This window comes from Pseudomonas sp. NPDC089406 (assembly GCF_044900265.1).
Classification (GTDB): Bacteria; Pseudomonadota; Gammaproteobacteria; order Pseudomonadales; family Pseudomonadaceae; genus Aquipseudomonas; species Aquipseudomonas fakonensis.
Map to the genome: position 1 here is coordinate 1 of NZ_JBJDNC010000027.1, position 23,301 is coordinate 23,301.

Here is a 23,301-nt window from a genome sequence, read left to right on the forward strand (position 1 = left end):
CAGGAGGCCGAGCGTAGGGATTGCGTAGGAGGGCGACCGGCATGGATGCCGGTCGAGCGCCGATCGGGCCAGGGACGGCCCGTCGGCGCGTACCTGCGGAGCAAGCCCGGAGCGAGGGAACCCCCGAAGCGCAGCGTAGGGGGCCGGATGATGGGAGCAGGCGGTTTTTGGTTACTTTTTTCCAAGAAAAAAAGTAACCCGCCGTAAGGGCGGAAAGGTGACTAAAAGCCGCCATCGTCAACGAATACGCATACATCTACCAAGGCAATCACCCTAAGCCCTAAGCCCTAAGCCCTGAAAACCCCAATCACTCCGCAATCTGCAACCGCCGCGCCTGCGTATACACATACCTGACCTTCTCATACTCAAACGGCGAATTGGTCTGCCCATACCGGAAGTTGGTGGTATAGCGCTTGTCCACCGCCCGCAGCAAGGTGATCTCCGGGTGATCACTGGCCGTATCCGGCACATCCAGGTAATTCACCGCCTGCTCACCCGCGTAATCCACCACCAGCCCGGTAGTGTCCCGCAGGTTCGAAGGCCCGAAGATCGGCAGCATGATGTACGGCCCCTCCGGCACCCCGTAGAACCCCAAGGTCTGGCCAAAGTCCTCGCTCTGGCGTGGCAGCCCCATCTTGGTCGCCGGGTCCCACAACCCGCCCACGCCGATGATGGTGTTGAACATCAGGCGCGCGGTGATCTCGGCCGAGCGCTTGGCCTTGAGCTGCAACACGCTGTTGAACAGGTTCGGCACATCGCCCAGGTTGTTGAAGAAGTTGCTCACCCCGGTACGCACGAAGCCCGGCGTGATGTAGCGGTAGCCATCGACCACCGGCAGGAACACCCACTGGTCGAAGCGGTAGTTGAAGTGGTACACGCGCCGGTTCATCGACTCCAGCGGGTCGTAGATGTTCAGCGCGCCGAGGGTTGAGCGCTCGAACTCGCGCTGGTCCAGACCCGGGTTGAATTTCAGCTCGCGCAGCGGGTCGAGAAAACCGTCTTGTTCGGCGGACAGCGTGCCGATGTTGTCGGCCTCGACCACGCTGGTGCGCGGCGCGACCTCTTCGGCCAGGGCGTGGCCGCTGGCGAGCAGGGCAGTGATGAGCAGCAGGCGGTTAACCACGGAAGAACTCCAGCATGGCGTCGCTGTTGACGCGGTAGTTGAGGTTGCCGCAGTGGCCACCATGGGGGTACAGGGTCAGGCGCTCGCCGAACACCCGGCGCAGGAAACCGATGTCGCCAGGGCCGAGGATCACGTCATCGGCGTTGTGCATCACGGCGATCTTCGGGCTGTTGTGCAGGTAGTCTTCCAACGCATACAGGCTCACCTGGTCGACCAGCTGCAACAGGCTGTTGCCGTCGGTGCGGGCGCGCCACATCGGGATCACCTGCTCGGTCAGGTAACAGTCGAAATCGCATTGCAGGGCTCGCTTGAAGAACGGCGTGAGGCTGCTGCCCTCGGTGATCGGGTACTTCGGTGGGATGATCAGGCCGCGGCGGTTGATCAGGTCGGAGGTAAAGGCGATATCGGCCGCCGAGAAGCGGAACGAGGTGCCGATCAGCATGGCCATCTGTTCGTTGGACAGGTGCTGGCGGGACTTCTGGAAGTCATACAGCAGCGCCTCGTTGAGGTCGATGTAGCCCTTGTCCTGGAAGTAACGGGTGAGTTTTTCCAGCATCAGCTCATAGAAAGTGGTGCTCTTGTCGATACCTTTCACCCGGGTTTGCACCAGCTTGTCCAGGTTGCTGATGGAGGTGTACAGGTTGACCGGCGGGTTGAGCAGCAGCACGCGCTTGAAGTTGAAGCTGCGCCGGGTTTCGTCCAGGTGGCTGACGAAGGCCGCGTCCAGCGCACCCAGGCTGTAGCCGCTCAGGTAGAACTCGCTGATCGGCAGGCGCGGGTGCTGGGCACGCACCGCCTGCATGACCCGGTACAGGTCTTCGGCGTCCTCGCGGGACACGCCCGGGGTGGCGAAGCGCGAGGCGGCGCTCATGAAGTCGTAGCTGGTGGGGGAAGACAGCTGCACCACGTGGTAGCCAGCCTGGTAGAACAGTTTTTTCAGGTACTCGTTGATCGAACTGGAGTAGGGCGCGCCGGTGCCGGCGATCAGGAAGATCAGCGGCGCCTCGTGGTCCTGCTTGGCCAGGCGGTAGCGCAGCTTCTTAACAGCCCAGAAGTTGTCCGGCAGGGTGAACTCGCGCTCCGGGCGCAGGTTGAGACTGTAGTCGGCCTGGTCGATCTCGTCGTCGCTGGGCAGCGTCGGGCGCTGCTCCGGCGGGGTGGTGGCGATGGTCGCCTCAAACGGGTTGGTCAACGGGTAGCCGTAGCTGGCGGCGTCGATATCCCGCGCCGAAGCGGTTGCCGCCATGAGCAGGCCACCCAGCAGGGCGACGAGGCGCAAAGGTCGAAACATTGTATTCCCCCAGGAATAGGTGATGCAGTACGCAGGCTAGGACCACGGGGCGCTTGGCAAAGTTGCCGGGTGCGCTGTTGTTTATGGCGCCAGAGGTTGCCGTGCTGGCAAGGTTGTTTTCAGCAACATAGCTGGATGGCCATGATTTTGCCTTAAGTCATGCCCTAAGCGATCATGCAGCGTTTCGATGACTGCTATTGGAGAACCGGATGTCTCGTTCGCTGCAGGCTGCGGCCTTGCTGTTGTTTCTGGCCGGATGGCTGGCTGCCAGCTATGGCGTGCGCTACGGGCTGATGGAAGATGCCCGCTGGGTCGGGCTGTGCACGGTGCCGGGTGAATACTGGCAGTGCCAGGTGCGTTCGCTACTGGGGTTGGGTATTCATTTTCAGGTGATCGCCTGGGGCGCGTTGGGGCTGGCGTTGCTTGCGCAGTTGGTGGCGAAACGGCCCGGCTGGTGGCTGGCGTTGCTGGCGCTGGTGTTCGGGCTACCGGCGCTGGTGCTGTATACCGCCAGCATTGGCGTGTTTGCGGTGGTGCTGGCGGGGTTGCGCTTGGTGCGCAAGGTTTAGGCCCTAACGCCTGCAAGCCGGCTCCTACAGGGGATTGCGCACCCCTGTAGGAGCCGGCTTGCCGGCGATCGAGGACGAAGTCCTCGCCTGCGGCCTCAAGCCTGGCGCAGCCGCAAACTACGCCAAAGGGCCGCCACCATCAGCACACTGACCAGCGCCCAGCCCCAGGCCTGCTGGTTCGCCAGCCCCTCGCGCCACAACTGCGGCGCCACCCCGGCGCCCACGATCAGCGCCAGCAATGCCACCTCGGCCCGCCGCGCCGGCACCGGCCGCAGCAGGTACAGCACCGCCGGCAGCAGCAATGCTGCGCTTGGGAAGCTCCGATAACGCGGGTCGAACACCATCGCCAGCATGCTCACCGCCGCGGCGAAGCCGGCCGCCAACAGCCATTTGCCGCCATGCCCTTCAAGCCAGGCGAACAGCCGCTGGCGCCAGCCCTCGCGGCGGGCCAGGGCCAGCGCACCATGCGCCAGCACCAGCAGGTTGAGCCCGGCCAGCACCACCGCCCACAGCCATTCCCCGGCAAACCGTGCATTGGTGCGCATCAGCTCGCCCCACAGGCCAAGGCTGGCGGCACCCAGTGCGGCCAGCAGCGGCAGCAGCAGGGCGGCGCGGTGGTTGGCCGGGCGCCCGGCCAGCACCAGCGTGGCCAGCCACAGCAGCAGCGAAGCCAGCAACCATTGCGGCCACAGCGAAAGGTTGCTCACCGGCCCTTCGAGCACGCCCTTGTCCTGGCGGTCGGCATCGTACAGCCCCCAGTAACCCCCCACGGCGCCTTCGCTGGCGCGCTTCCACGGCTGGTCGAAGGCTTCGATCAGGTTGTAGTGCCAGCCGTTGGCTTCGGCCAGGGTGACGAACCCGCGAATGAACAGCGCCTCGTTGACCCGGCTGGGCACCGCGGTCTCGCGTTGGCGGCCCTCGCTGGGCCAGCCGGTTTCGCCGATGAAGATGTCCTTGGGCGCAAAACGCTTGCCGAACACCTGGCGCACGTCGGCCACATGGGCCAGCGCCGCCTCGATGCCGCGCGGGTCGTCCTCCCAGTAGGGCAGCAGGTGGATGGTGAGAAAATCCACCGCCGGTGCGATCTCTGGGTGCTGCAGCCAGAACTCCCACACATCGGCGTAGGTCACCGGCACCTTCACCTGGCTTTTGACCCGCTGGATGAGCCCGGCCAGGCGTTCGCCGGTCACCTCCTTGCGCAGCAGCGTCTCGTTGCCGACGATCACCGCGCTGACCACGTCCGGGTTGGCGTTGGCGGCGGCGATCAGCAGCTCAACTTCCTGTTCGGTATTGGCCGGGTCGGCATTCACCCAGGCGCCGAGCATCACCTTCAGCCCGTGCTTGCGGGCCAGCGCAGGGATCGCCTCCAGGCCGGTCTGCGAGTAAGTGCGGATGCACTGGAAGCGCTCGGCCAAGAGCGCCAGGTCGGCGTCCATGCGTGCCGGGCGCAGGCGAAACGGCTGGTCGAACGGCGACTGGTCCTTGTCGAACGGGGTGTACGAGGCGCATTGCAGCTTGTGCGTGGGGCTGGCGGCGTCGGGCAGGTGCACCGGCCGGCCCAGGCCGTACCACAGGGTGGTAAGGCCGCTGAGGGCGAGCAGGCAGGCAAGCAGGTAGCTAAGGCGGGGCATCGGGCGGTCCGTCGTCTGATTCGATTACGGGGCGGCTTGTACCGGCCCTATCGCCGGCAAGCCGGCTCCTACATAGACCACCTGTAGGAGCCGGCTTGCCGGCGATAGGGCCGGTACTGGCCACCCAAAGCCAGTGATAGTAGCCCGGCGCCAAGTGTTTGGCATGCAAGGATCGCGCAGGCCGCCCCGAGGTGATGGCGCTAATGGCACAGTGCTGTCGCTGATCGTTCGGTAAGTGTCGCTGACAGATCAGGCCCCACGGTGGGGCAGGTCGATGATGCAATCTCCAAGACCTGACGAGGGAATGCTTTGATGGCTACTTTTACAAGAATGCGCCGTTTCCTGGGTGTGGGCACTGCCGTGGTGCTGGCCATGGGCGCTGCCCAGGCCATGGCCAAGGAAGTGAGCATCGGTTACGTGGATGGCTGGTCCGACAGTGTGGCGACCACCAACGTGGCCGCCGAAGTGATCAGGCAGAAACTCGGCTACGACGTGAAACTGCAGGCTGTGGCCACCGGCATCATGTGGCAGGGCGTGGCCACCGGCAAACTCGACGCCATGCTCTCGGCCTGGCTGCCAGTCACCCACGGTGAGTACTGGACCAAGAACAAGGATAACGTGGTCGACTACGGCCCCAACTTCAAGGATGCCAAGATCGGCCTGATCGTCCCTGAATACGTCAAGGCCAACAGCATCGAAGACCTCAAGACCGACACCAGCTTCAAGCAGAAGATCGTCGGCATCGACGCAGGCTCCGGCGTGATGCTCAAGACCGAGCAGGCCATCAAGGATTACGACCTCACCGGCTACAAGCTCACCGCAAGCTCCGGCGCTGCGATGACTGCCGAGCTTGGCCGCTCCTACGCCAAGCAGCAGTCCATCGCGGTGACCGGCTGGGTGCCGCACTGGATGTTCGCCAAGTGGAAGCTGAAGTTCCTCGAAGACCCGAAAGGCGTGTACGGCGCGGCTGAAACCGTCAACAGCATCGGCAGCAAGGAGTTGGCCACCAAGGCCCCGGAAGTGGCCGAGTTCCTCAAGAAGTTCAGCTGGCAGTCCAAGGACGAGATCGGCGAGGTGATGCTGGCCATCCAGGAGGGCGCCAAGCCTGAAGCGGCGGCCAAGGACTGGGTGGCCAAGCACCCGGAGCGGGTCAAGGAGTGGACGGGCAAGTAAGTTGCAACGCAGACCATTGTAGGAGCCGGCTTGCCGGCGATAGCGCCAGAGCAGGCGCCATCGTAGCCTGATCGGACGCCATCGCCGGCAAGCCGGCTCCTACAGGGGCCGTGCTGGCTTTCATATCTGCAACAAGCCAGTCTCAAGACAGCCCTGCCCATGTGTGCAGGGCTGTTTTGTTACAAAATCTGCAAAACACCGTTGCATCTAAGACTAAGGTCGTCTGGTTGGCGTCCAACGGCAGCATAAAGTGGAGTCGGGTTCTCCCTACATCTGTGCTGCTAGGACAAAAACAATGAACGACAGCATTTACCTCTCGATACAGAACAGTCCGCGCTTCAAGGAACTGGTCACCAAGCGCGAACGCTTCGCCTGGATTCTCTCGGCGATCATGCTTGGCCTCTACAGTGGTTTCATCCTCCTCATCGCCTATGGCCCGCACCTGCTCGGCGCCAAGCTCAGCCCCGGTTCATCGGTCACCTGGGGTATCCCCCTGGGCGTTGGCCTGATCATTTCGGCGTTTGTGCTCACCGCTATCTACGTGCGTCGCGCCAACGGCGAGTTCGACGAGCTGAACAAGGCCATTCTTGAGGAGGCCAAGCAATGATCCGTCACGCCAAAACCCTGGCAGTACTGGCCTGCGGCGCGTTCGCACCCGCCGTGTGGGCCGCTGATGCGCTCACCGGCGAGGTGCACAAGCAGCCGCTCAACGTCGCCGCCATCGCCATGTTCGTGGCCTTCGTCGCCTTCACCTTGGGGATTACCTACTGGGCTTCGAAACGCAACAAGTCGGCCTCCGACTACTACGCCGCCGGTGGCCGTATCACCGGTTTCCAGAACGGCCTGGCGATTGCCGGCGACTACATGTCGGCGGCCTCGTTCCTGGGTATTTCCGCGCTGGTGTTCACCTCGGGCTACGACGGCCTGATCTACTCCATCGGCTTTTTGGTCGGCTGGCCGATCATTTTGTTCCTGATCGCCGAACGCCTGCGCAACCTCGGCAAGTACACCTTCGCCGACGTTGCCTCGTACCGCCTGGGGCAAAAGGAAATCCGCACCCTGTCGGCCTCGGGCTCGCTGGTGGTGGTGGCCTTCTACCTGATTGCGCAGATGGTCGGCGCCGGTAAGCTGATCCAGCTGCTGTTCGGCCTGGACTACCACGTCGCGGTGATCCTGGTCGGTATCCTGATGTGCCTGTACGTGCTGTTCGGCGGCATGTTGGCCACCACCTGGGTGCAGATCATCAAGGCGGTGCTGCTGCTGTCCGGTGCCAGCTTCATGGCACTGATGGTGATGAAGCATGTCGGCTTTGACTTCAACACCCTGTTCTCCGAGGCGATCAAGGTGCACGCCAAGGGCGAGGCGATCATGAGCCCGGGCGGCCTGGTCAAGGACCCGATCTCGGCCTTCTCGCTGGGCCTGGCGCTGATGTTCGGTACCGCCGGCCTGCCGCACATCCTGATGCGCTTCTTCACCGTCAGTGACGCCAAGGAAGCCCGCAAGAGCGTGCTCTACGCCACCGGCTTCATCGGCTACTTCTACATCCTCACCTTCATCATCGGCTTTGGCGCGATCCTGCTGGTCAGCACCAACCCGGACTTCAAGGACGCCGCTGGCGCCCTGCTGGGCGGCAACAACATGGCGGCGGTGCACCTGGCCGATGCCGTGGGTGGCAGCATCTTCCTCGGCTTCATCTCGGCAGTGGCCTTCGCCACCATCCTGGCGGTGGTTGCCGGCCTGACCCTGGCCGGTGCCTCGGCGGTGTCCCACGACCTGTACGCCAGCGTGTGGCGCAAGGGCAAGGCCAACGACAAGGACGAGATCCGCGTGTCGAAGATCACCACCATCGCCCTCGGCGTGCTGGCGATCGGCCTGGGTATCCTGTTCGAGAACCAGAACATCGCCTTCATGGTCGGCCTGGCCTTCTCCATCGCCGCCAGTTGCAACTTCCCGGTACTGCTGCTTTCGATGTACTGGAAGAAACTGACCACCCGCGGCGCCATGATCGGCGGCTGGATGGGACTGGTCAGTGCGGTGGGCCTGATGGTCCTCGGCCCGACCATCTGGGTGCAGATCCTCGGCCACGAGAAAGCCATCTACCCGTACGAGTACCCGGCGCTGTTCTCGATGATCATCGCCTTCGCCGGTATCTGGTTCTTCTCGGTCACCGACAAGTCCAAGGCTGCCGAAGACGAGCGCGCGCTGTTCTTCCCGCAGTTCGTCCGTTCGCAAACCGGCCTGGGCGCCAGTGGTGCGGTTTCCCACTGACCCTTGCCTGAAATAACGACAACGCCCCGCCTGCCGGGGCGTTGTCGTTTCTGCGTTTGGGAAATTTCCCGGCGCCGCTCGGAGCGCTCCTCACGACCCTGGCCGTATTTACGCGAATAATCCCTCGCTCCAGCCTGCGGGTGTTGCGCCTGTCTTTAGGAAATTTCTCTTTTGAATTGGGAAGCGTCCTGCATTCAGCCGCCAAGCACCCGTGGAAAATGCTGGTTGATATCGTTTGGCCATGACTGCCCTCGACGCAGGCCTGGCCAGGCGAGCACCGGCAACCCATTTTCAAGGGCTGGGCCCTTGGCACCGTGAGGGACAACGACATGCACAAGGCACTGGTGGTCGACGACCATCCCTTCATCCGCTCCAGCGTCTGCCTGCAACTGCGCAACGACCGCCTGAAAGTGGTCGGCCAGGCCGACAATGGCGTCGACGCCGTACGCCTGGCCCGCGAGCAGAAGCCCGACCTGGTAATCCTCGACATCACCATCCCTGGCCTTGACGGCCTGCAGGTGCTGTCACGGCTGCGGGCCATGGAACAGCCCCCCAAGGTGCTGATACTCACCTCGCAACTGGCCGATTTTTTCTCCCTGCGCTGCATGAAGGCCGGGGCTGCGGGCTTCGTGTCCAAGAGCGACGACCTGCGCGAGTTGAGCAAGGCGGTGCTGGCCCTGCGTTCGGGTTACACCTACTTCCCCGACGTGGCGCTGAGCTCGGTATGCCGCCAGGACATGACCACCAGCGAGGGCGAACGCCTGGCACGGCTCAGCGACCGCGAAATGATCATCCTCCAGCACCTGGCCCGCGGCCTGAGCAACAAGGCCATCGCCGAACGCATGCTGCTGAGCAACAAGACCATCAGCACCTACAAGGCGCGCCTGCTGGACAAGCTGCGGGTCGGTTCGGTGGTCGAGCTGGCCGACCTGGCCCGGCGCAACCTGCTGGTATAGGTGCGCGGTGCGACTTGCATGGTTGGTAGTGCTTGGCCAGTTGCTGTGCTACCCGGCTGTACTGGCCGCCATGCCACAGCCGCAGCTGTATGGGCGCGCCGTGCTTGAGGGGCGTCGACTGGATCCGAGCGAAGCGCAACTGCGCTGGTTATGGCAGCGCCGCGAGCTGAAGCTTGCGGTACTTCGCGCCGATAACCCGCCACTGGACATCCTTGGCCTGGGCCGTGAGTACGAGGGCATCAGTGCCGATTACGCCGGGCTGATCGCAGAGCACCTGCAACTCAATGTCGAAGTCGTGCCGTATGCCTCGCTGGATGAAGCAATGGCCGCCGTGCGCACGGGCAACGCCGACCTGCTGGCCAGCGTTACCGCGCAGCAGGCTGCGGACGCGGGCCTGCTGCTGTCGACCGGCTACGCCGACGATCGCCCGATGCGCGTGGCCCGTGAGGATGACGAACATGGCTGCGCGTCCAGCGCACCCCTGCGCCTGGCCATGCGTGAAGGCTATCGCAGCCTGGGCAGCATCCTTGCGGTGTACCCGCAGGCCCAGGTGCAGGTGTACCCCTCGGTACGCGCGGCCATGGGCGCCTTGACCTTCGGCCAGGCCGACCTGTACCTGGGCGGTGCGCTGGAGAGCCAGTACCAGCTGGGCAAGGGCCTGTTGCGCAAGATCGAGGCAATCGACTGCCCGGCCTTGCCCAGCCAACCGCTGGGCTTTGCCTCGGCACCTTTCAACGAGCCGCTGCATGCTTTGGTCGATGCGGTGTTGGCGAGTATCCCGGCCACTCAGCACCAGCGCATCCTGCAACGCTGGGCCGGGCAGGGGGTGGTGGAGCGCACGCCCTTGCAACTGAGCGAAACCGAGCGGCGCTGGCTGCAGCGCCATCCGAAGGTACGGGTGCTGCTCAACGAACACTACCCGCCGATCAGCTACCGGGATGGCGAGGGCAACCTGCGCGGCCTGGCGGTGGATGTGCTGCAGCGCATCGCCCGGCGCACCGGCCTGCAGCTTGAACTTAATGGCGGCGGCACCCTGGAGCGCATGATAGAGGACTTGCGCCAGGGCAAGGTCGACCTGCTCGCCGGCATTACGCCCAGTGAGCAGCGCGCCGACCACCTGGCGTTCAGCCGTGCATTCATCAGCTCGCCGCGCGTGCTGGTGACCCTCGACCGGCCGGGTGCACCGAGCAGTTTCGAGGAGTTGCAGGGCCTGCGTCTGGCCATGTCCCGCAGCGGTTTCCCCCACGAGTTCCTGCACCAGCATCACCAGGGCGTGCACCGGGTAGATGCCGACGGCCCTGTGGATGCGGTGTGGCGGGTTGCCAGCGGCCGGGCCGATGCTGCCCTGGTGCCGCTGATCGGCGCCCAGGCGCTGAGCGAGCGCATGTACCCCACGCGCCTGAAGGTCAGCGCCAGCTTGCCGCTGGAGCCGGCCTATTTCACCTTCGCCAGCCAGCGCGGGGCGCTGGAGCTGCAGTCGATTCTGAACAAGGCCCTGCTGAGCCTCTCGCCCCAGGAACTGGACACCCTCGGCCGACGCTGGCGCAACGAGGTGATCGTCGCCGACAGCTTCTGGCAGCGTTACCGGGTGCAGGTATTGCAGGGCTTCGCAGCCGTAGCCCTGGCGCTGCTGCTGGCGCTGGCCTGGGTGCGCTACCTGCGCCGGCTGGTGCGGGTGCGTGAGCGCGCCGAGCAGGCCTTGGCCCATCAGTTGGCGTTCATGGGAGTGATGATCGACGGCACCCCGCACCCCATTTATGTGTGCGATCGCCGCGGGCGGTTGCAGACCTGCAACAGCAGCTACCTGCAGGCGCTGGGCAAGGCCCGTGACGAGGTGCTCGGGCAGCCGATCGGCCTTGATGAGGCCTGCGCCTGGCAGCGCGGCTGGAAGCAGGTGCTGGCCGACGGCCAGGCGCGGGTCGAGGATTGCCAGGTGGTGCTGGCCGAGGGCCGCGAGCTGACGCTGTATCACTGGATGCTGCCCTACGGCTGCAACGAAGAGGGCGGCGTCATCGCCGGTTGGGTCGACGTGACCGAACGCCAGTGCCTGCAGGCCGAACTGCTGGCCGCCAAGGTTGAAGCCGACGATGCCAACCAGGCCAAGACGCGCTTTCTGGCGACCATGAGCCACGAGATCCGTACCCCCATGAATGCCGTGCTGGGCATGCTCGAACTGGCCCTGCGCAAGGCCGAGCAAGGGGTGCTGGACCGTTTGTCGATCGAGGTGGCCTCGGATGCCGCACGCAGCCTGCTGGAGCTGATCGGCGACATCCTTGACGTGACCCGTATCGAGTCTGGCCACCTGGCACTCAACCCGCAGCCGCTGGCGCTGCGCGAGCATGTGACCGGCGTGGTCCAGCTGTTCGAGCAACAGGCCCGGGCCAAGGGCCTGCAGCTTTCGCTGGAGCTGGAGGGGCCGGTGGACCTCGAGGTGCTGCTCGACCCGCTGCGTTTCAAGCAGGTGCTGGCCAACCTGATCAGCAATGCCATCAAGTTCACCCACAAAGGCGGCGTGCGGGTGGCGTTGCACGCCACCTTGCAGGCCCGCCAGCTGGCGCTGCAGTTAACCATCGAGGACAGCGGCATCGGTATCCCCGAAGCGGATCTCGCACAGCTTGGCGGGCTGTTCTGGCAGGCCAGCAACAACCAGCAGTCGGGGCGGCGCGGCGCAGGCCTGGGGCTGTCCATCAGCCGTACGCTGTGCGAGCTGATGGGCGGGCACATGCACCTGCGCAGCACCCAGGGGGTGGGCACACGCATCGATATCAGCCTGGCGCTCGAGCGCGTGCTGGCCGGCGGGGCGCCGCCGGAGCCTGTGCAGGAGCCCTGCGAGCCTGACGCTACAGTGAGCCTGCGGGTACTGGTGGTGGACGACTACCCGGCCAACCGCCTGCTGCTGGCCAACCAGCTGGGCTACCTCGGCCACCGCGCCTGCGTCGCCGAACATGGCGCACAGGCCCTGCGTCTGTGGCTCGAGCAGCCGTTCGATGTGGTCATCAGCGACTGCAACATGCCGGTGCTGGACGGCTATGGCCTGGCCCGGGCCATCCGCCTGCACGAGCGTCGGGGTGTACGTGCGCGCTGCCGGATACTGGGGTTGACCGCCAATGCCCTGCCCGAAGAGCACCAGCGCTGCCGCGCCAGCGGCATGGATGACTGCCTGTTCAAGCCGGTCGGGCTCAAACGGCTTACCCAGGCGCTGGCACAGGGGCAGGGCGATGGCGTGCGTTGCCTTGACCACTCACCGCTCAAGCCCGGGCAAGCACTTGACCTGAGCAGCCTGGAGCGCCTGACGGCGGGTGATGCAGAGGCGTTGGCCGCGTTGCTGGCCGACCTGCGCCAGAGTAACCAGGAGGACCTGCAGGCGTTCAACCTGCATGCCGAGCGGGGGGATGTGAGCGGGTTGGCGCTGCTGGCCCATCGAGTCAAGGGCGGCGCACGGATGGTCAGGGCGCTGGGCTTGATCGAGGCCTGCGAGCAAGTCGAACGAAGCTGCGCCCTTGGTGTGGTGCCCGTGGCGCATCTGGACGCCGTGCGCCTGGCCATGGGGGCGCTGGAAACGCTGTTGGCACGCTACAGCGCGGGCCAGGCTGTGGACGCTACTGGCCTGTGAGCCCGCGTGAGGAGATAGGGATGGAGTCGTTCGGGTTGCGGGTGCTGGTGATCGAGGGGCACGCTTTTCATCGCGCCATCGCGGTGAAAACCTTTGGTTTTCTGGGGTGCCGGGAAGTGTTTCAGGCGCTGGATGTCGGCGAGGGGCTGGCGCGTTTGCAGCTCAGCGGCCGGGTCGATCTGGTCGTCTGCCCGCTGCTGGGGGATACCGGCGATGGCATGGATGCCCTGGAGTTCCTCCACCAGGTGGGCAAGGCGCGGCTGGCTGCGGCGGTGCTGTTGACCCGCAGCCTCGGGCCGAGCCTGCGCCGTGGCGTGCAGCAACTGGTCGAGCGCCTTGGCATGCGCTACATGGGTGATCTCGAGCACCCGCTGCCGGTGGAAACGCTACGCCAGTGGCTCAGCCATCCTGTGCCCGAATACCCAGCGACGCGGCGCCCGAGCCAGGTGTGGTCAGGCGAAGAGCAAGTGCGTGGCGGCATGCGCGACGGCCAGTTCACGGCCTTTTACCTGCCGACCATCGACCTGCGCGATGGCCGCATCACCGGTGTGGACCTGGTGCCGCACTGGCAGCACCCGCTGATGGGCGTGCTGGCCCCGGAAATATTCCTGGCTGCGGTGGAGCGTTGCGGCGCGCTGGATGAACTGGCCCTGCACATGCTCGAACAGGGGCTGGCGCTGTACCGTGAACTGCTGGCCGAAGGGCGCCGGCTGCCGATCACCTTGCGTTTGCACGGCCCGCAATTGCTCGACCGCTCGCTGGTGCTGCGCATTCGCGCCCTGCTGCGTCGCCAGTGCTTCGACCAGCGTCAGCTGTGCTTTGAACTGACCGGGCGCAGCCTGTACCACATCACCGTCCTTGAGCTGGAAAACCTGTTGCGCCTGCGTGCCCTGGGCTGCGAGTTGAGCCTGGCCGAGTTCGGCAGCGACCAGGCCGGTAGCCAGTTGCTGTGTCAACTGCCGTTCACCCGCATCAAGCTCGCCGAACGCTTTATCGACGGATTGCCCGGCGAGGCCCGTTGCCGCGCCGTAGTGCAAAACTGCCTGGGCCTGGCCACGGCCCTGGAGCAACGCCTGACAGTAGTTGGCGTGCGCAATGCCGAGCAGCACCTGGCCTTGCTCGGCATGGGCTGCCAGGGCGCCCAGGGCGACTACCTGGCGCTGCCACTGGACCGCGACGAGCTGCTGCGCCGGGTGCGTTGCGACCAGCGCATCGGCCTGCCGCGGCCCTGAGCCTCAGGTCATATGTGCCCCAGCAACACCAGCACCAGCAGGATCACCAGCACCACGCCGACGATACCCGACGGGCCGTAGCCCCAGGCGCGGGAGTGGGGGAAGACCGGCAAGCCACCGATCAGCAGCAGGATCAGGATGATGATGAGGATCGTGGTCATGGTGGAATCCTTGTGTGGTTATGGGGCAAGGGCCTGGTCGAAGCTGGCCGCTTACAGTTCCGACTGGTGCGGGCGAGCAAAGATTCCGTTTGATGTGCGGCCGATGGCCTTGCTTGCAACGCGGGCACCCGCTGCGCAGGTGCTCCCCTGTAGGAGCCGGCTTGCCGGCGATGAGGCCGGTGCAGGTGTACACGGCACCTGCTGCGCAGGTGATCGCCGGCAAGCCGGCTCCTACAGTGGATCACCGGCGATATCTCGTTATTCAGCTACCTGATGCCACCCCTTTGCACCTGCGCTTCTGGCTAGACTCCAGCCCACTTCCACTGACCTGGGCTTCACACCATGCATAACCGAATGATGATCACCGGCGCCGGTTCCGGCCTTGGCCGCGAGATTGCCCTGCGCTGGGCCCGCGATGGCTGGCGCCTGGCCCTGGCCGATGTCAACGAGGCGGGCCTGCGGGAAACCCTGGCGCTGGTGCGTGCGGCCGGCGGCGATGGTTTCACCCAGCGCTGCGATGTGCGCGACTACAGCCAGCTGACCGCCCTGGCCCAGGCCTGTGAAGAGAAGTTCGGCGGCTGCGATGTGATCGTCAACAACGCCGGGGTGGCCTCGGGCGGGTTCTTCGCCGAGCTGTCGCTGGAGGACTGGGACTGGCAGATCGCGGTCAACCTGATGGGCGTGGTCAAGGGCTGCAAGGCCTTTTTGCCGCAGCTTGAGCGCAGCCGCGGGCGGATCATCAACATCGCCTCGATGGCCGCGCTGATGCAGGGGCCTGGCATGAGCAACTACAACGTGGCCAAGGCCGGGGTGCTGGCGCTGTCGGAAAGCCTGCTGGTGGAGCTGCGCCAGGTGGAAGTGGCGGTGCATGTGGTGTGCCCTTCGTTCTTCCAGACCAACCTGCTCGACTCGTTCCGCGGCCCCAACCCGGCGATGAAGGCGCAGGTGGGCAAGCTGCTGGAGGGCTCGCCGATCAGCGCCGCCGATATTGCCGAGCATATCCACGCCCAGGTGGCGGCCGGCGAGTTTCTCATTCTGCCCCACGAGGCCGGGCGCCAGGCCTGGCAGCTCAAGTGTCAGTCGCCCGAGCGGCTGTATGACGAGATGGCCGACATGGCGGTGAAGATGCGCGCCAAGGCACGCAAGACGGCGGACTGATCCAGTTTTGTAGGAATAGTTACCTACAGGTGTAGGTTGCTTCTATTTTCCGGGTGAAGCATTGAGTGGAGGAAGGGGCAGGGCGCAGGCTCCGGTTTTCCCGGTTAATGGAGGATCGGAACATGCTGGTGGTCGGACGCGAAGTAGGCGAGGTGATCGTCATCGACGATGACATCCGGGTTCAGGTGGTGGCGGTGGAGAACGGCCAGGTGCGCTTGGGGATCGACGCCCCGCGGCATGTGCCGGTGCACCGGGTCGAGGTGTACAAGCGGATTCGCGAACAGGAGCGCATGAAGGTTCAGGTTTGAACTTGCTTGGCAGGGCCTCATCGCGGGGCAAGCCCGCTCCCACGCGCGGTCAAAGGCGCTGCAACGTTACTCCAGCAACTCGCGCGGTACATCGTGCCGCGCCAGCAACTGGCATTGCTGGCTTTCCAGGTCGAACAGAATGAAGGCCTGCCCCCTGGCCAGCGCCTGGCGCACCCGTAGCACACGGGTTTCCAGGGGGGTGTCGTCGCCGTTGTCGGTGCCGTCGCGGGTGACGGAGTCCTCGATCAGGCGGGTGAGGGTTTCGGCTTCGAGTTGGTCGTGGGGGATCAGCATGGTCATGGGCCTTGGTGTCAGACGGGCATGCTACGTGGCGGGCCCGATGCGGGCAAGAGACCAACCCAAGGTGCCGCTAACCCTGTGTAGGAGCGGCCTTGTGTCGCGATGGGGCGCGTAGCGGCCCCAGGATTTTGGCATCATGCAAAATCGCCGGGGCTGCTTTGCAGCCCTTTCGCGACACAAGGCCGCTCCTACACGGGCCGTACCCGGCCCCAAAAATACAAAAAACCGGCCATCAGCCTTTGTTGCCCACCAGGCTGTCCACCGCCGGCACCCGGGTATCGCTTTCCATTTGTGCATCATGCTCCAACTGGTGGCTGAAGCGCTCCAGCGAGGCGTTGGCCGGGTGCGAGTCGCTGGCAAATACCGGTGGGCTCAGCAGGTAGGCACTGAGCAGGCGGCTCAGAGCCGCCAGGCTGTCGATATGGGTGCGCTCGTAGCCATGGGTGGCATCGCAGCCGAAGGCTACCAATGCGGTGCGGATATCGTGCCCGGCGGTCACCGCCGAATGGGCGTCGCTGAAGTAGTAGCGGAACAGGTCGCGGCGCACCGGCAGGTCCTGGTCGCCGGCCAGCTTCAGCAGGTGGCGTGACAGGTGGTAGTCGTAGGGGCCGGACGAGTCCTGCATGGCCACGCTCACCGCATGCTCGCTGGAGGCCTGGCCTGGGGCCACCGGGGCGATGTCGATGCCGACGAACTCGCTGACATCCCAGGGCAGGGCGGCGGCGGCGCCAGAGCCGGTCTCTTCGGTGATGGTGAACAGCGGGTGGCAGTCGATCAAAGGTTGCCGGCCGCTTTCCACTACCGCTTTCAATGCTGCCAGCAGGGCGGCGACGCCGGCCTTGTCGTCCAGGTGGCGGGCGCTGATATGGCCGCTTTCGGTGAACTCCGGCAGCGGGTCGAAGGCGACGAAGTCACCGATGGCAATACCCAGCGCCTCGCAGTCGGCGCGGGTGGTGCAGTAGGCGTCCAGGCGCACCTCGACGTGTTCCCAGCTGACCGGCATCTGGTCGATGGCGGTGTTGAAGGCGTGCCCGCTGGCCATCAGCGGCAGCACGCTGCCGCGGTACACGCCGGTGTCGGTGAATACGCTGACCCGGCTGCCTTCGGCGAAGCGGCTCGACCAGCAGCCCACCGCAGCCAGGGCCAGGCGGCCGTTGTCCTGCAACTGGCGCACGCTGGCGCCGATGGTGTCGAGGTGGGCGGACACGGCGCGGTCGGGCGAGCTCTGGCGGCCTTTGAGGGTGGCGCGGATGGTGCCGCGGCGGGTCAGCTCGAAGGGGATGCCGATCTCGTCCAGGCGCTCGGCGACGTAGCGCACGATGGTGTCTGTGAAACCGGTGGGGCTGGGGATGGCGAGCATTTCCAGCAGCACGCGTTTGAGGTAGTCGAGGTCGGGTTCGGGGAGTCGTTCAGACATGGAGGTTCCTCGTTTTCTGTGCTGGCCTCTTCGCGGGTAAACCCGCTCCCACAGGTGATGTGCTGCCCTCAGGCCCGTGCAGTTCCCTGTGGGAGCGGGTTTACCCGCGAAGAGGCCGTCAGTTATGACGCCAATGCCCGGCTATGGGGAAACAGCAGATCGACAAAGCGCTCTGCGGTCGGCTGCGGCTCATGGTTGGCCAGCCCCGCGCGTTCGTTGGCCTCGATGATCACGTAGTCCGGGTGCTCGGCATCGCGGACCATGAAGTCCAGCCCCACCACCGGGATTTCCAGCGCCCGCGCAGCGCGCACGGCGGCGTCGGCCAGCACCGGGTGCAGGCGCTCGGTGACGTCTTCCAGGGTGCCGCCGGTATGCAGGTTGGCGGTACGCCGCACGGCCAGGCGCTGGCCGGCGGGCAGCACATCGTCATAGCCCAGGCCCACGCCCTTGAGCGTGCGTTCGGTCTCCTCATCCAGCGGAATGCGGCTTTCGCCGCCAGTGGCGGCCATGCGCCGGCGGCTCTGCGCCTCGATCAAGGCACGGATGCTGTGCTTGCCATCGCCCAGTACCTGGGCCGGGTGGCGGATGGCTGCAGCCACTACCTCGTAGCCGATCACCACCACGCGCAGGTCGAAGCCTGCGTGGAAGCTTTCCAGCAGCACCCGGCTGTCGAAGCGCCGGGCCTGCTCCACGGCGTGGCCGACATCGTCGATGTCGGTGAGGTTTACCGCCACGCCCTGGCCCTGCTCGCCATCCACCGGCTTGACCACCACCGCGCGGTGCTCGTCGAGAAACGCCAGGTTGTCGTCGGCGTTGCCCGCCAACTGCTGCGCCGGCACCTGCAGCCCGGCCTGGTGCAGCACCTTGCGGGTCAGGCGTTTGTCCTGGCACAGGGTCATGGTCACCGCGCTGGTCAGGTCACTGAGTGATTCGCGGCAACGGATGCGCCGCCCGCCCAGGCTCAGGGTGAACAGGCCGGCGCCGGCATCGTCCACCTGCACGTCGATACCGCGGCGCAGGGCCTCGTCGACAATGATGCGTGCATAGGGGTTGAGCCCGGCTTCCGGCCCCGGCCCGAGGAACAGCGGCTGGTTGATGCCGTTCTTGCGCTTGACCGCGAAGGTGGGCAGGTTGCGAAACCCGAGCTTCTTGTACAAACGCTTGGCCTGGCGGTTGTCGTGCAGCACCGACAGGTCGAGGCAGGCCAGTTCGCGGCTCATGAAGTGCTCGATCAGGTGGCGCACCAGCACCTCGCCAACGCCTGGGCGGGTGCAATGCGGGTCGACCGCCAGGCACCACAGGCTGCAGCCGTGCTCGGGGTCGTCGAAGGCCTTGCTGTGGTTCAGGCCCATGACGCTGCCGATCACCGCGTTGCTGTCTTCGTCCTCGGCCAGCCAGTACACCGGGCCACCGAGATGGCGCGGGGTCAGCAGCTCGGGGTCGAGCGGCAGCATGCCGCGGGCCTGGTACAGGGTGTTGACCGCCTGCCAGTCGGCCGGGGTTTGTGCCCGGCGAATGCGAAAACCGCGGAACACCCGCTGCGCCGGGCGGTAGTCGGTGAACCACAGGCGCAGGGTGTCGGAGGGGTCGAGAAACAGCTGCTGCGGCGCCTGGGCCAGCACCTGCTGCGGCGCGGCCACGTACAGGGCGATGTCACGTTCGCCGGCGCGCTCCTCCAGCAGCGCTTCGGCCAGGCTCACCGGGTCCGGGTAGGTGTGCCCGATCAGCAGCCGGCCCCAGCCACAGTGCACCGCGCGCGGTTGGTCGTGGGGCTCGCTGCCGTCACCGGCCAGGCGCGCCTGCAGGCGCTCGTAGGACGGCGCCTGGCCGCGCAACAGGCGCTGGCCGTAGGCGATTTCGTGGGCTTTCATCGATCAGATTCCTTGTTCGCTGAGCCACAGGTTCAGGGCCGCCAGCTGCCACAGCTTGGAGCCGCGCAGCGGGGTGAGCTGGCCGTGGGGGGTGCTCAGCAGGCGGTCGAGCATCGCCGGGTTGAACAGGCCGCGGTCCTGGCTAGGGTCGGTCAGCAGGTCGCGCACCCAGCCCAGCGTGGCACCTTCCAGGTGCTTGAGCCCGGGCACCGGGAAGTAGCCCTTCTTGCGGTCGATCACCTCGTGGGGGATGACCCGGCGCGCGGCCTGCTTGAGCACCTGCTTGCCGCCGTCGGGCAGCTTGAAGCGCGCCGGAATACGCGCCGACAGCTCCACCAGGCGGTAGTCGAGGAACGGCGTGCGTGCCTCCAGGCCCCAGGCCATGGTCATGTTGTCGACCCGCTTGACCGGGTCGTCCACCAGCATCACCGTGCTGTCCAGGCGCAGGGCCTTGTCTACCGCATCCGGCGCGCCGGGGCGGGCGAAGTGCTCGCGAACGAAGTCGCCGGCGGCGTCGGTCTCCAGCAGCCATGGCGCCTGCACGGTGTCGCGGTACTCGGCGTGGCTGCGGTCGAAGAAGGCGTCACGGTAGGCGCCAAAGGCATCCTCGGCACCGTCCACCTTCGGGTACCAGTGGTAACCGGCAAACAGCTCGTCGGCGCCCTGGCCGCTCTGCACGCCCTTGCAGTGCTTGGCCACCTCACGTGACAGCAGGTAGAAGGCGATGCAGTCGTGGCTGACCATCGGCTCGCTCATGGCGCGGAACGCGGCCGGCAACTGCTCGATGATTTCGTGTTCGGCGATGCGCAACTGGTGGTGGCGGGTGCCGTAGTGCTTGGCGATCAGGTCGGAGTACTGGAACTCGTCGCCGCGCTCGCCGCCGGCATCTTCGAAGCCGATGGAGAAGGTCGACAGCTCGTCCACACCCACTTCGCGCAGCAGGCCCACCAGCAGGCTGGAGTCGACGCCGCCGGACAGCAGCACGCCGACATCCACCGCCGCGCGCTGGCGGATCGCCACGGCGTCGCGGGTGGCGTCGAGCACGCGCGAGGTCCAGCCTTCGAGGTCCAGCTCGTGCTCGTCGGCGTGGGGGCCGTAGTGCAGCTGCCACCAGGTCTGGCGTTCGACTTCACCGTGGCGGTCGACGCGCATCCAGGTGCCGGGTTCGAGCTTTTGCACGTTGGCCAGCAAGGTGCGCGGGGCGGGTACCACAGCGTGGAAGTTGAGGTAGTGGTTGAGCGCCACCGGGTCGATCATTGGGTCGATGTCGCCGCCCTTGAGCAGCGCCGGCAATGTTGAGGCAAAGCGCAGGCGCTCGCCGTTGCGCGACAGGTACAAAGGCTTGACGCCCAGGCGGTCGCGGGCCAGGAACAGGCGCTGGTTGTCGCGCTCCCAGATGGCCAGGGCGAACATGCCGTTGAGCTTGGGCAGCAGCGCTGCGCCCCAGGCGTGGTAGCCCTTGAGCAGCACCTCGGTGTCGCCATCGGACCAGAAGCTGTAGCCCATGGCTTGCAGCTCTTCGCGCAACTCCGGGAAATTGTAGATGGCGCCGTTGAAGGCCAGCGACAGGCCCAGGTTGTTGTCGACCATGGGCTGCGCCGAGCCGTCGGACAGGTCCATGATCTTCAGGCGACGGTGGCCGAGGGCAATCGGGCCCTGACTATGGAAGCCCCAGGCATCCGGGCCGCGAGGCGCCAGATGGTGGGTGATGCGCTCCACCGCGGCGAGGTCCGCCGGGCGAGGGGCTTGGTCGATGGGGGTGAAACGTAACTCTCCTGCTAATCCGCACATAGGTCCTTACCGGTTTTGCCGTTGGGGAGGGTGCCCGCAAACGTGGGCACTTAGGAAAGGACCGGTGTGGGTTATGAGAGTTTTAGATCATTCTGTTATATAGGGCGGGCGGTAGCCGTGTAGGAGCCGGCTTGCCCAATTTTTGAAAGTTGGCGCGATTCCTGTGGGAGCGGGCTTGCCAGAGTGCCGGACCACTGCGAACACCGGCAGAGCCGGTGCCATCCATCGTGTCGTCTGCTTCGCGGGTAAACCCGCTCCTACAGGTACGGCGTAGACGCTGGGTTTTGCACAGTCCTGTGGGAGCGGCTTTAGCCGCGAAGCAAGCGACGCGGTAATGGCTATTTACCGCGGATCAAGCGGCGCAGGGCAAAGCGGTTGGGGTGGCAGGCCTCGGCGACGGCGCGGGGCACTGGCAGCGGCTCGCCGCTGACCCAGGCCGCAATCAGCTCGCCGCACAACGGCGCGGTGATCAGCCCGCGCGAGCCATGCCCGCTGTTCACATACAACCCTTCCAGCCACGGGCACTCCACCTGCGGCACCTGTCGCGCATCCTTGCCCAGTACTGCATAGGCCTCGGCGAACCCTTGCGCATCCGCCAGCGGCCCGACGATGGGCAGGTAATCCGGGCTGGTGCAGCGGAACGCCGCGCGGCCTTCGAGCTGTGCCGGGTCGAGGTCGGCGGCGCCCAGGCGCGTGGCGAGGTCTGGGGAGATCTCCTCCAGCAGCGCCAGGTTGCCCTGGTGCTCGGCAGCGGTGGGGGTGGTGCTCTGGCTGTGGAAGTCGAAGCTGGCGCCCAGGGTGTGCTCGTCACCCCGGGGCGGCGCCACGTAGCCTTCGGCGCACACCACGGTGCGCAGCGCGCGGCTGGCTTCGGTGGCCGGCAGGCGGGTGATCTGCCCGCGGATGCGCTTGAGCGGCAGCCCGGCGCAGGCGGCGAAGCTGCGCACCTCGGCGGCGCCGGCCAGCACCACCAGCGGCGCGCTGGCCAGCAGCCGTTCGCCGTCCCAGGCCTGCCACAGGCCGTCGGCCTTGCGCAGCTCCAGCACGTTGGCGTGGCTCAGCAAGGTGATGCGTGGGTGGTTCAGTTGCGCCTGGCACAGCGCCGGTGGGTGCACCCAGCCGCCTTCGGGGTAGAACAGGCCGCCAGCGGGCAACGCCACGCCGGCGGCGGCCTCGGCCTGCTCACGCGCCAGTACGTGCAACAGGCTGCTGTCAAACGCCTCGGCCAGCTTGCCCTGGCGCGCGGCCTCCTTGTCGTCGAAGGCCAGTTGCAATACGCCGCAGCCGTCCCAGTCGTGCCCGCGTTGCAGGCGCTCGAGCCAGCGGCGGGTATAGCCGAAGCCGGCCAGAATCATCTGCGAAAGTGCAGTGCCGTGGGCCGAGAGCTTGAGGTACAGCACGCCCTGGGGGTTGCCCGAGGCTTCCTGAGCCGGGCCGTCATGGCGCTCCAGCACGTTGACCTGCCAGCCGCGTGTGGCAAGGCTGGCCGCCGTGGCGCTGCCGGCCAGGCCTGCGCCGATCACCAGCGCCTGGCGCGGGCCGGGCAGGGCAGGCGGGCGGGCGTACCAGGGGGCGGGCAGGGCGGCTGGGCTGCCGGTGAACAGGCCGTGCATCACCTCCCACTTTTTACCCAGGCCCGGCACCTTCTTCATGGTGAAGCCGGCGTCGATCAGCGAGCGGCGCACCCAGCCTGTGGTGGTGAAGGTGCCCAAGGTGGTGCCGGGGTGCGACAGGCGTGCCAGCTGGGTGAACAGCTCGGGTGTCCACATGTCGGGGTTCTTGGCCGGGGCGAAACCGTCGAGAAACCAGGCGTCGATGCGGGCGTCGAGCTGCGGCAATTGCTCGAGAGCGTCGCCGATCATCAGCGTCAGGGTGACCCGTCCGCCGTCCAGGCTGAACTGCTGGAAGCCTGGGTGGACGGCCACGTACTGCGCCAGCAGCGGCTGGGTATAGGCGGCCAGGTGCGGCCACAACTGCATGGCGCGGGCGAGGTCGTCGCGGGTCAGCGGGTATTTTTCGACGCTGACGAAGTGCAGCCGCGCCTCGGGGTTGGCCAGTTCGGCGAACAGCTGCCAGGCGCAGAAGAAGTTCATGCCGGTGCCAAAGCCGGTTTCGCCGATCACCAGGCAGTCGTGCGCGGCCAGGGCGCTGAAGCGCTGGCGCAGCTGGTTCTGCTCGATGAACACATACAGGGTTTCGTCCAGGCCCTCTTCCTTGGCGAAGTAGACGTCGTCGTATTGGCGCGAGTGGGGGCGGCCCTGGTCGTCCCAGTCGATCTGGGCGTGTTCGTGGTGGCGGGACATGGTTGGCTCGGTTGCGGCGGATGGCGAATTTTACGGCATATGGCCCTATCGCCGGCAAGCCGGCTCTCATAGAACAAACTACAACTCATTGATTTAGCAGGGGCCTGTGGGAGCGGGCTTGCCCGCGAACACCGGC

At 65.9% G+C, this 23,301-nt stretch carries 18 protein-coding genes; 9 read left to right on the top strand and 9 right to left on the bottom strand.

Translation table 11 applies throughout. The features are described from left to right. Nucleotides 1-307 precede the first annotated feature (307 nt). Both ACI2KK_RS18815 and ACI2KK_RS18820 read right to left on the bottom strand, forming a co-directional pair. Nucleotides 308-1,042: a VacJ family lipoprotein gene (locus tag ACI2KK_RS18815; protein WP_225917363.1), complete on the bottom strand. Its 735-nt coding sequence runs from the start codon at nt 1,040-1,042 to the stop codon at nt 308-310. 73 nt (nt 1,043-1,115) lie between these two features. Further along, nucleotides 1,116-2,414 carry a serine/threonine protein kinase gene (locus ACI2KK_RS18820; RefSeq protein ID WP_217888165.1) on the bottom strand — a complete coding sequence of 433 codons (1,299 nt, stop codon included), beginning with the start codon at nt 2,412-2,414 and terminating at the stop codon, nt 1,116-1,118. Nucleotides 2,415-2,623: 209 nt separating this feature from the next. Between ACI2KK_RS18820 and ACI2KK_RS18825 the strand changes: the two genes are divergently transcribed. Next, nucleotides 2,624-2,983 carry a hypothetical protein gene (locus ACI2KK_RS18825; RefSeq protein WP_404670073.1) on the top strand — a complete coding sequence of 120 codons (360 nt, stop codon included), beginning with the start codon at nt 2,624-2,626 and terminating at the stop codon, nt 2,981-2,983. A 95-nt stretch (nt 2,984-3,078) separates the two neighbouring features. Here ACI2KK_RS18825 and ACI2KK_RS18830 read toward each other — a convergent pair whose 3' ends face one another. Then, on the bottom strand, nt 3,079-4,614 hold the full coding sequence (locus ACI2KK_RS18830; protein WP_404670074.1) for a beta (1-6) glucans synthase: 1,536 nt from the start codon (nt 4,612-4,614) through the stop codon (nt 3,079-3,081). A gap of 312 nt (nt 4,615-4,926) precedes the next feature. On the opposite strand from ACI2KK_RS18830, the gene ACI2KK_RS18835 reads away from it, so the two are divergent. The 6 genes from ACI2KK_RS18835 (at nt 4,927) to ACI2KK_RS18860 (ending at nt 13,856) form a co-directional block, all read left to right on the top strand. Further along, the gene (locus ACI2KK_RS18835; RefSeq protein WP_404670075.1) at nt 4,927-5,787 is read left to right on the top strand and encodes a glycine betaine ABC transporter substrate-binding protein; all 861 of its coding nucleotides are present in this window, start codon (nt 4,927-4,929) and stop codon (nt 5,785-5,787) included. Nucleotides 5,788-6,082: 295 nt separating this feature from the next. Further along, nucleotides 6,083-6,394 (top strand): DUF485 domain-containing protein, encoded by a 312-nt coding sequence (locus ACI2KK_RS18840; RefSeq protein ID WP_404670076.1) that lies wholly within the window; start codon nt 6,083-6,085, stop codon nt 6,392-6,394. Further along, the gene (locus ACI2KK_RS18845; protein WP_404670077.1) at nt 6,391-8,055 is read left to right on the top strand and encodes a cation acetate symporter; all 1,665 of its coding nucleotides are present in this window, start codon (nt 6,391-6,393) and stop codon (nt 8,053-8,055) included. Before ACI2KK_RS18840 ends, ACI2KK_RS18845 begins: the two co-directional genes overlap by 4 nt. Nucleotides 8,056-8,384: 329 nt before the next feature. After that, nucleotides 8,385-9,011 carry a response regulator gene (locus ACI2KK_RS18850; protein WP_404670078.1) on the top strand — a complete coding sequence of 209 codons (627 nt, stop codon included), beginning with the start codon at nt 8,385-8,387 and terminating at the stop codon, nt 9,009-9,011. Nucleotides 9,012-9,018: 7 nt separating this feature from the next. Beyond that, the gene (locus tag ACI2KK_RS18855) at nt 9,019-12,624 is read left to right on the top strand and encodes a transporter substrate-binding domain-containing protein (RefSeq protein ID WP_404670079.1); all 3,606 of its coding nucleotides are present in this window, start codon (nt 9,019-9,021) and stop codon (nt 12,622-12,624) included. Between the two features lie 20 nt (nt 12,625-12,644). Further along, nucleotides 12,645-13,856 (top strand): EAL domain-containing protein, encoded by a 1,212-nt coding sequence (locus ACI2KK_RS18860; protein WP_404670080.1) that lies wholly within the window; start codon nt 12,645-12,647, stop codon nt 13,854-13,856. 8 nt (nt 13,857-13,864) lie between these two features. On the opposite strand, the gene ACI2KK_RS18865 is transcribed toward ACI2KK_RS18860, so the two are convergent. Beyond that, nucleotides 13,865-14,017, bottom strand: a complete 153-nt coding sequence (locus ACI2KK_RS18865) for a DUF3309 family protein (RefSeq protein ID WP_186655795.1) — start codon at nt 14,015-14,017, stop codon at nt 13,865-13,867. Between the two features lie 342 nt (nt 14,018-14,359). Between ACI2KK_RS18865 and ACI2KK_RS18870 the strand changes: the two genes are divergently transcribed. Both ACI2KK_RS18870 and csrA read left to right on the top strand, forming a co-directional pair. Then, nucleotides 14,360-15,175, top strand: a complete 816-nt coding sequence (locus tag ACI2KK_RS18870; RefSeq protein ID WP_404670081.1) for an SDR family oxidoreductase — start codon at nt 14,360-14,362, stop codon at nt 15,173-15,175. A 122-nt stretch (nt 15,176-15,297) separates the two neighbouring features. After that, complete coding sequence (gene csrA / locus ACI2KK_RS18875; RefSeq protein ID WP_404670082.1) at nt 15,298-15,483, top strand: carbon storage regulator CsrA; 186 nt, start codon at nt 15,298-15,300, stop codon at nt 15,481-15,483. Between the two features lie 66 nt (nt 15,484-15,549). On the opposite strand, the gene ACI2KK_RS18880 is transcribed toward csrA, so the two are convergent. The 5 genes from ACI2KK_RS18880 to mnmC all read right to left on the bottom strand — a co-directional run bounded on the left by ACI2KK_RS18880 (nt 15,550) and on the right by mnmC (nt 23,165). Next, entirely contained in the window at nt 15,550-15,777 is a 228-nt protein-coding gene (locus tag ACI2KK_RS18880) for a YheU family protein (RefSeq protein ID WP_404670139.1), read from the bottom strand. 238 nt (nt 15,778-16,015) lie between these two features. After that, complete coding sequence (locus ACI2KK_RS18885) at nt 16,016-17,200, bottom strand: osmoprotectant NAGGN system M42 family peptidase (protein ID WP_404670083.1); 1,185 nt, start codon at nt 17,198-17,200, stop codon at nt 16,016-16,018. A 122-nt stretch (nt 17,201-17,322) separates the two neighbouring features. Continuing rightward, nucleotides 17,323-19,071 (bottom strand): N-acetylglutaminylglutamine synthetase, encoded by a 1,749-nt coding sequence (gene ngg / locus ACI2KK_RS18890; protein WP_404670084.1) that lies wholly within the window; start codon nt 19,069-19,071, stop codon nt 17,323-17,325. A 3-nt stretch (nt 19,072-19,074) separates the two neighbouring features. Beyond that, the gene (locus tag ACI2KK_RS18895; RefSeq protein ID WP_404670085.1) at nt 19,075-20,862 is read right to left on the bottom strand and encodes an N-acetylglutaminylglutamine amidotransferase; all 1,788 of its coding nucleotides are present in this window, start codon (nt 20,860-20,862) and stop codon (nt 19,075-19,077) included. Nucleotides 20,863-21,200: 338 nt separating this feature from the next. After that, entirely contained in the window at nt 21,201-23,165 is a 1,965-nt protein-coding gene (mnmC, locus tag ACI2KK_RS18900) for a bifunctional tRNA (5-methylaminomethyl-2-thiouridine)(34)-methyltransferase MnmD/FAD-dependent 5-carboxymethylaminomethyl-2-thiouridine(34) oxidoreductase MnmC (protein WP_404670086.1), read from the bottom strand. Nucleotides 23,166-23,301: the final 136 nt, after the last annotated feature.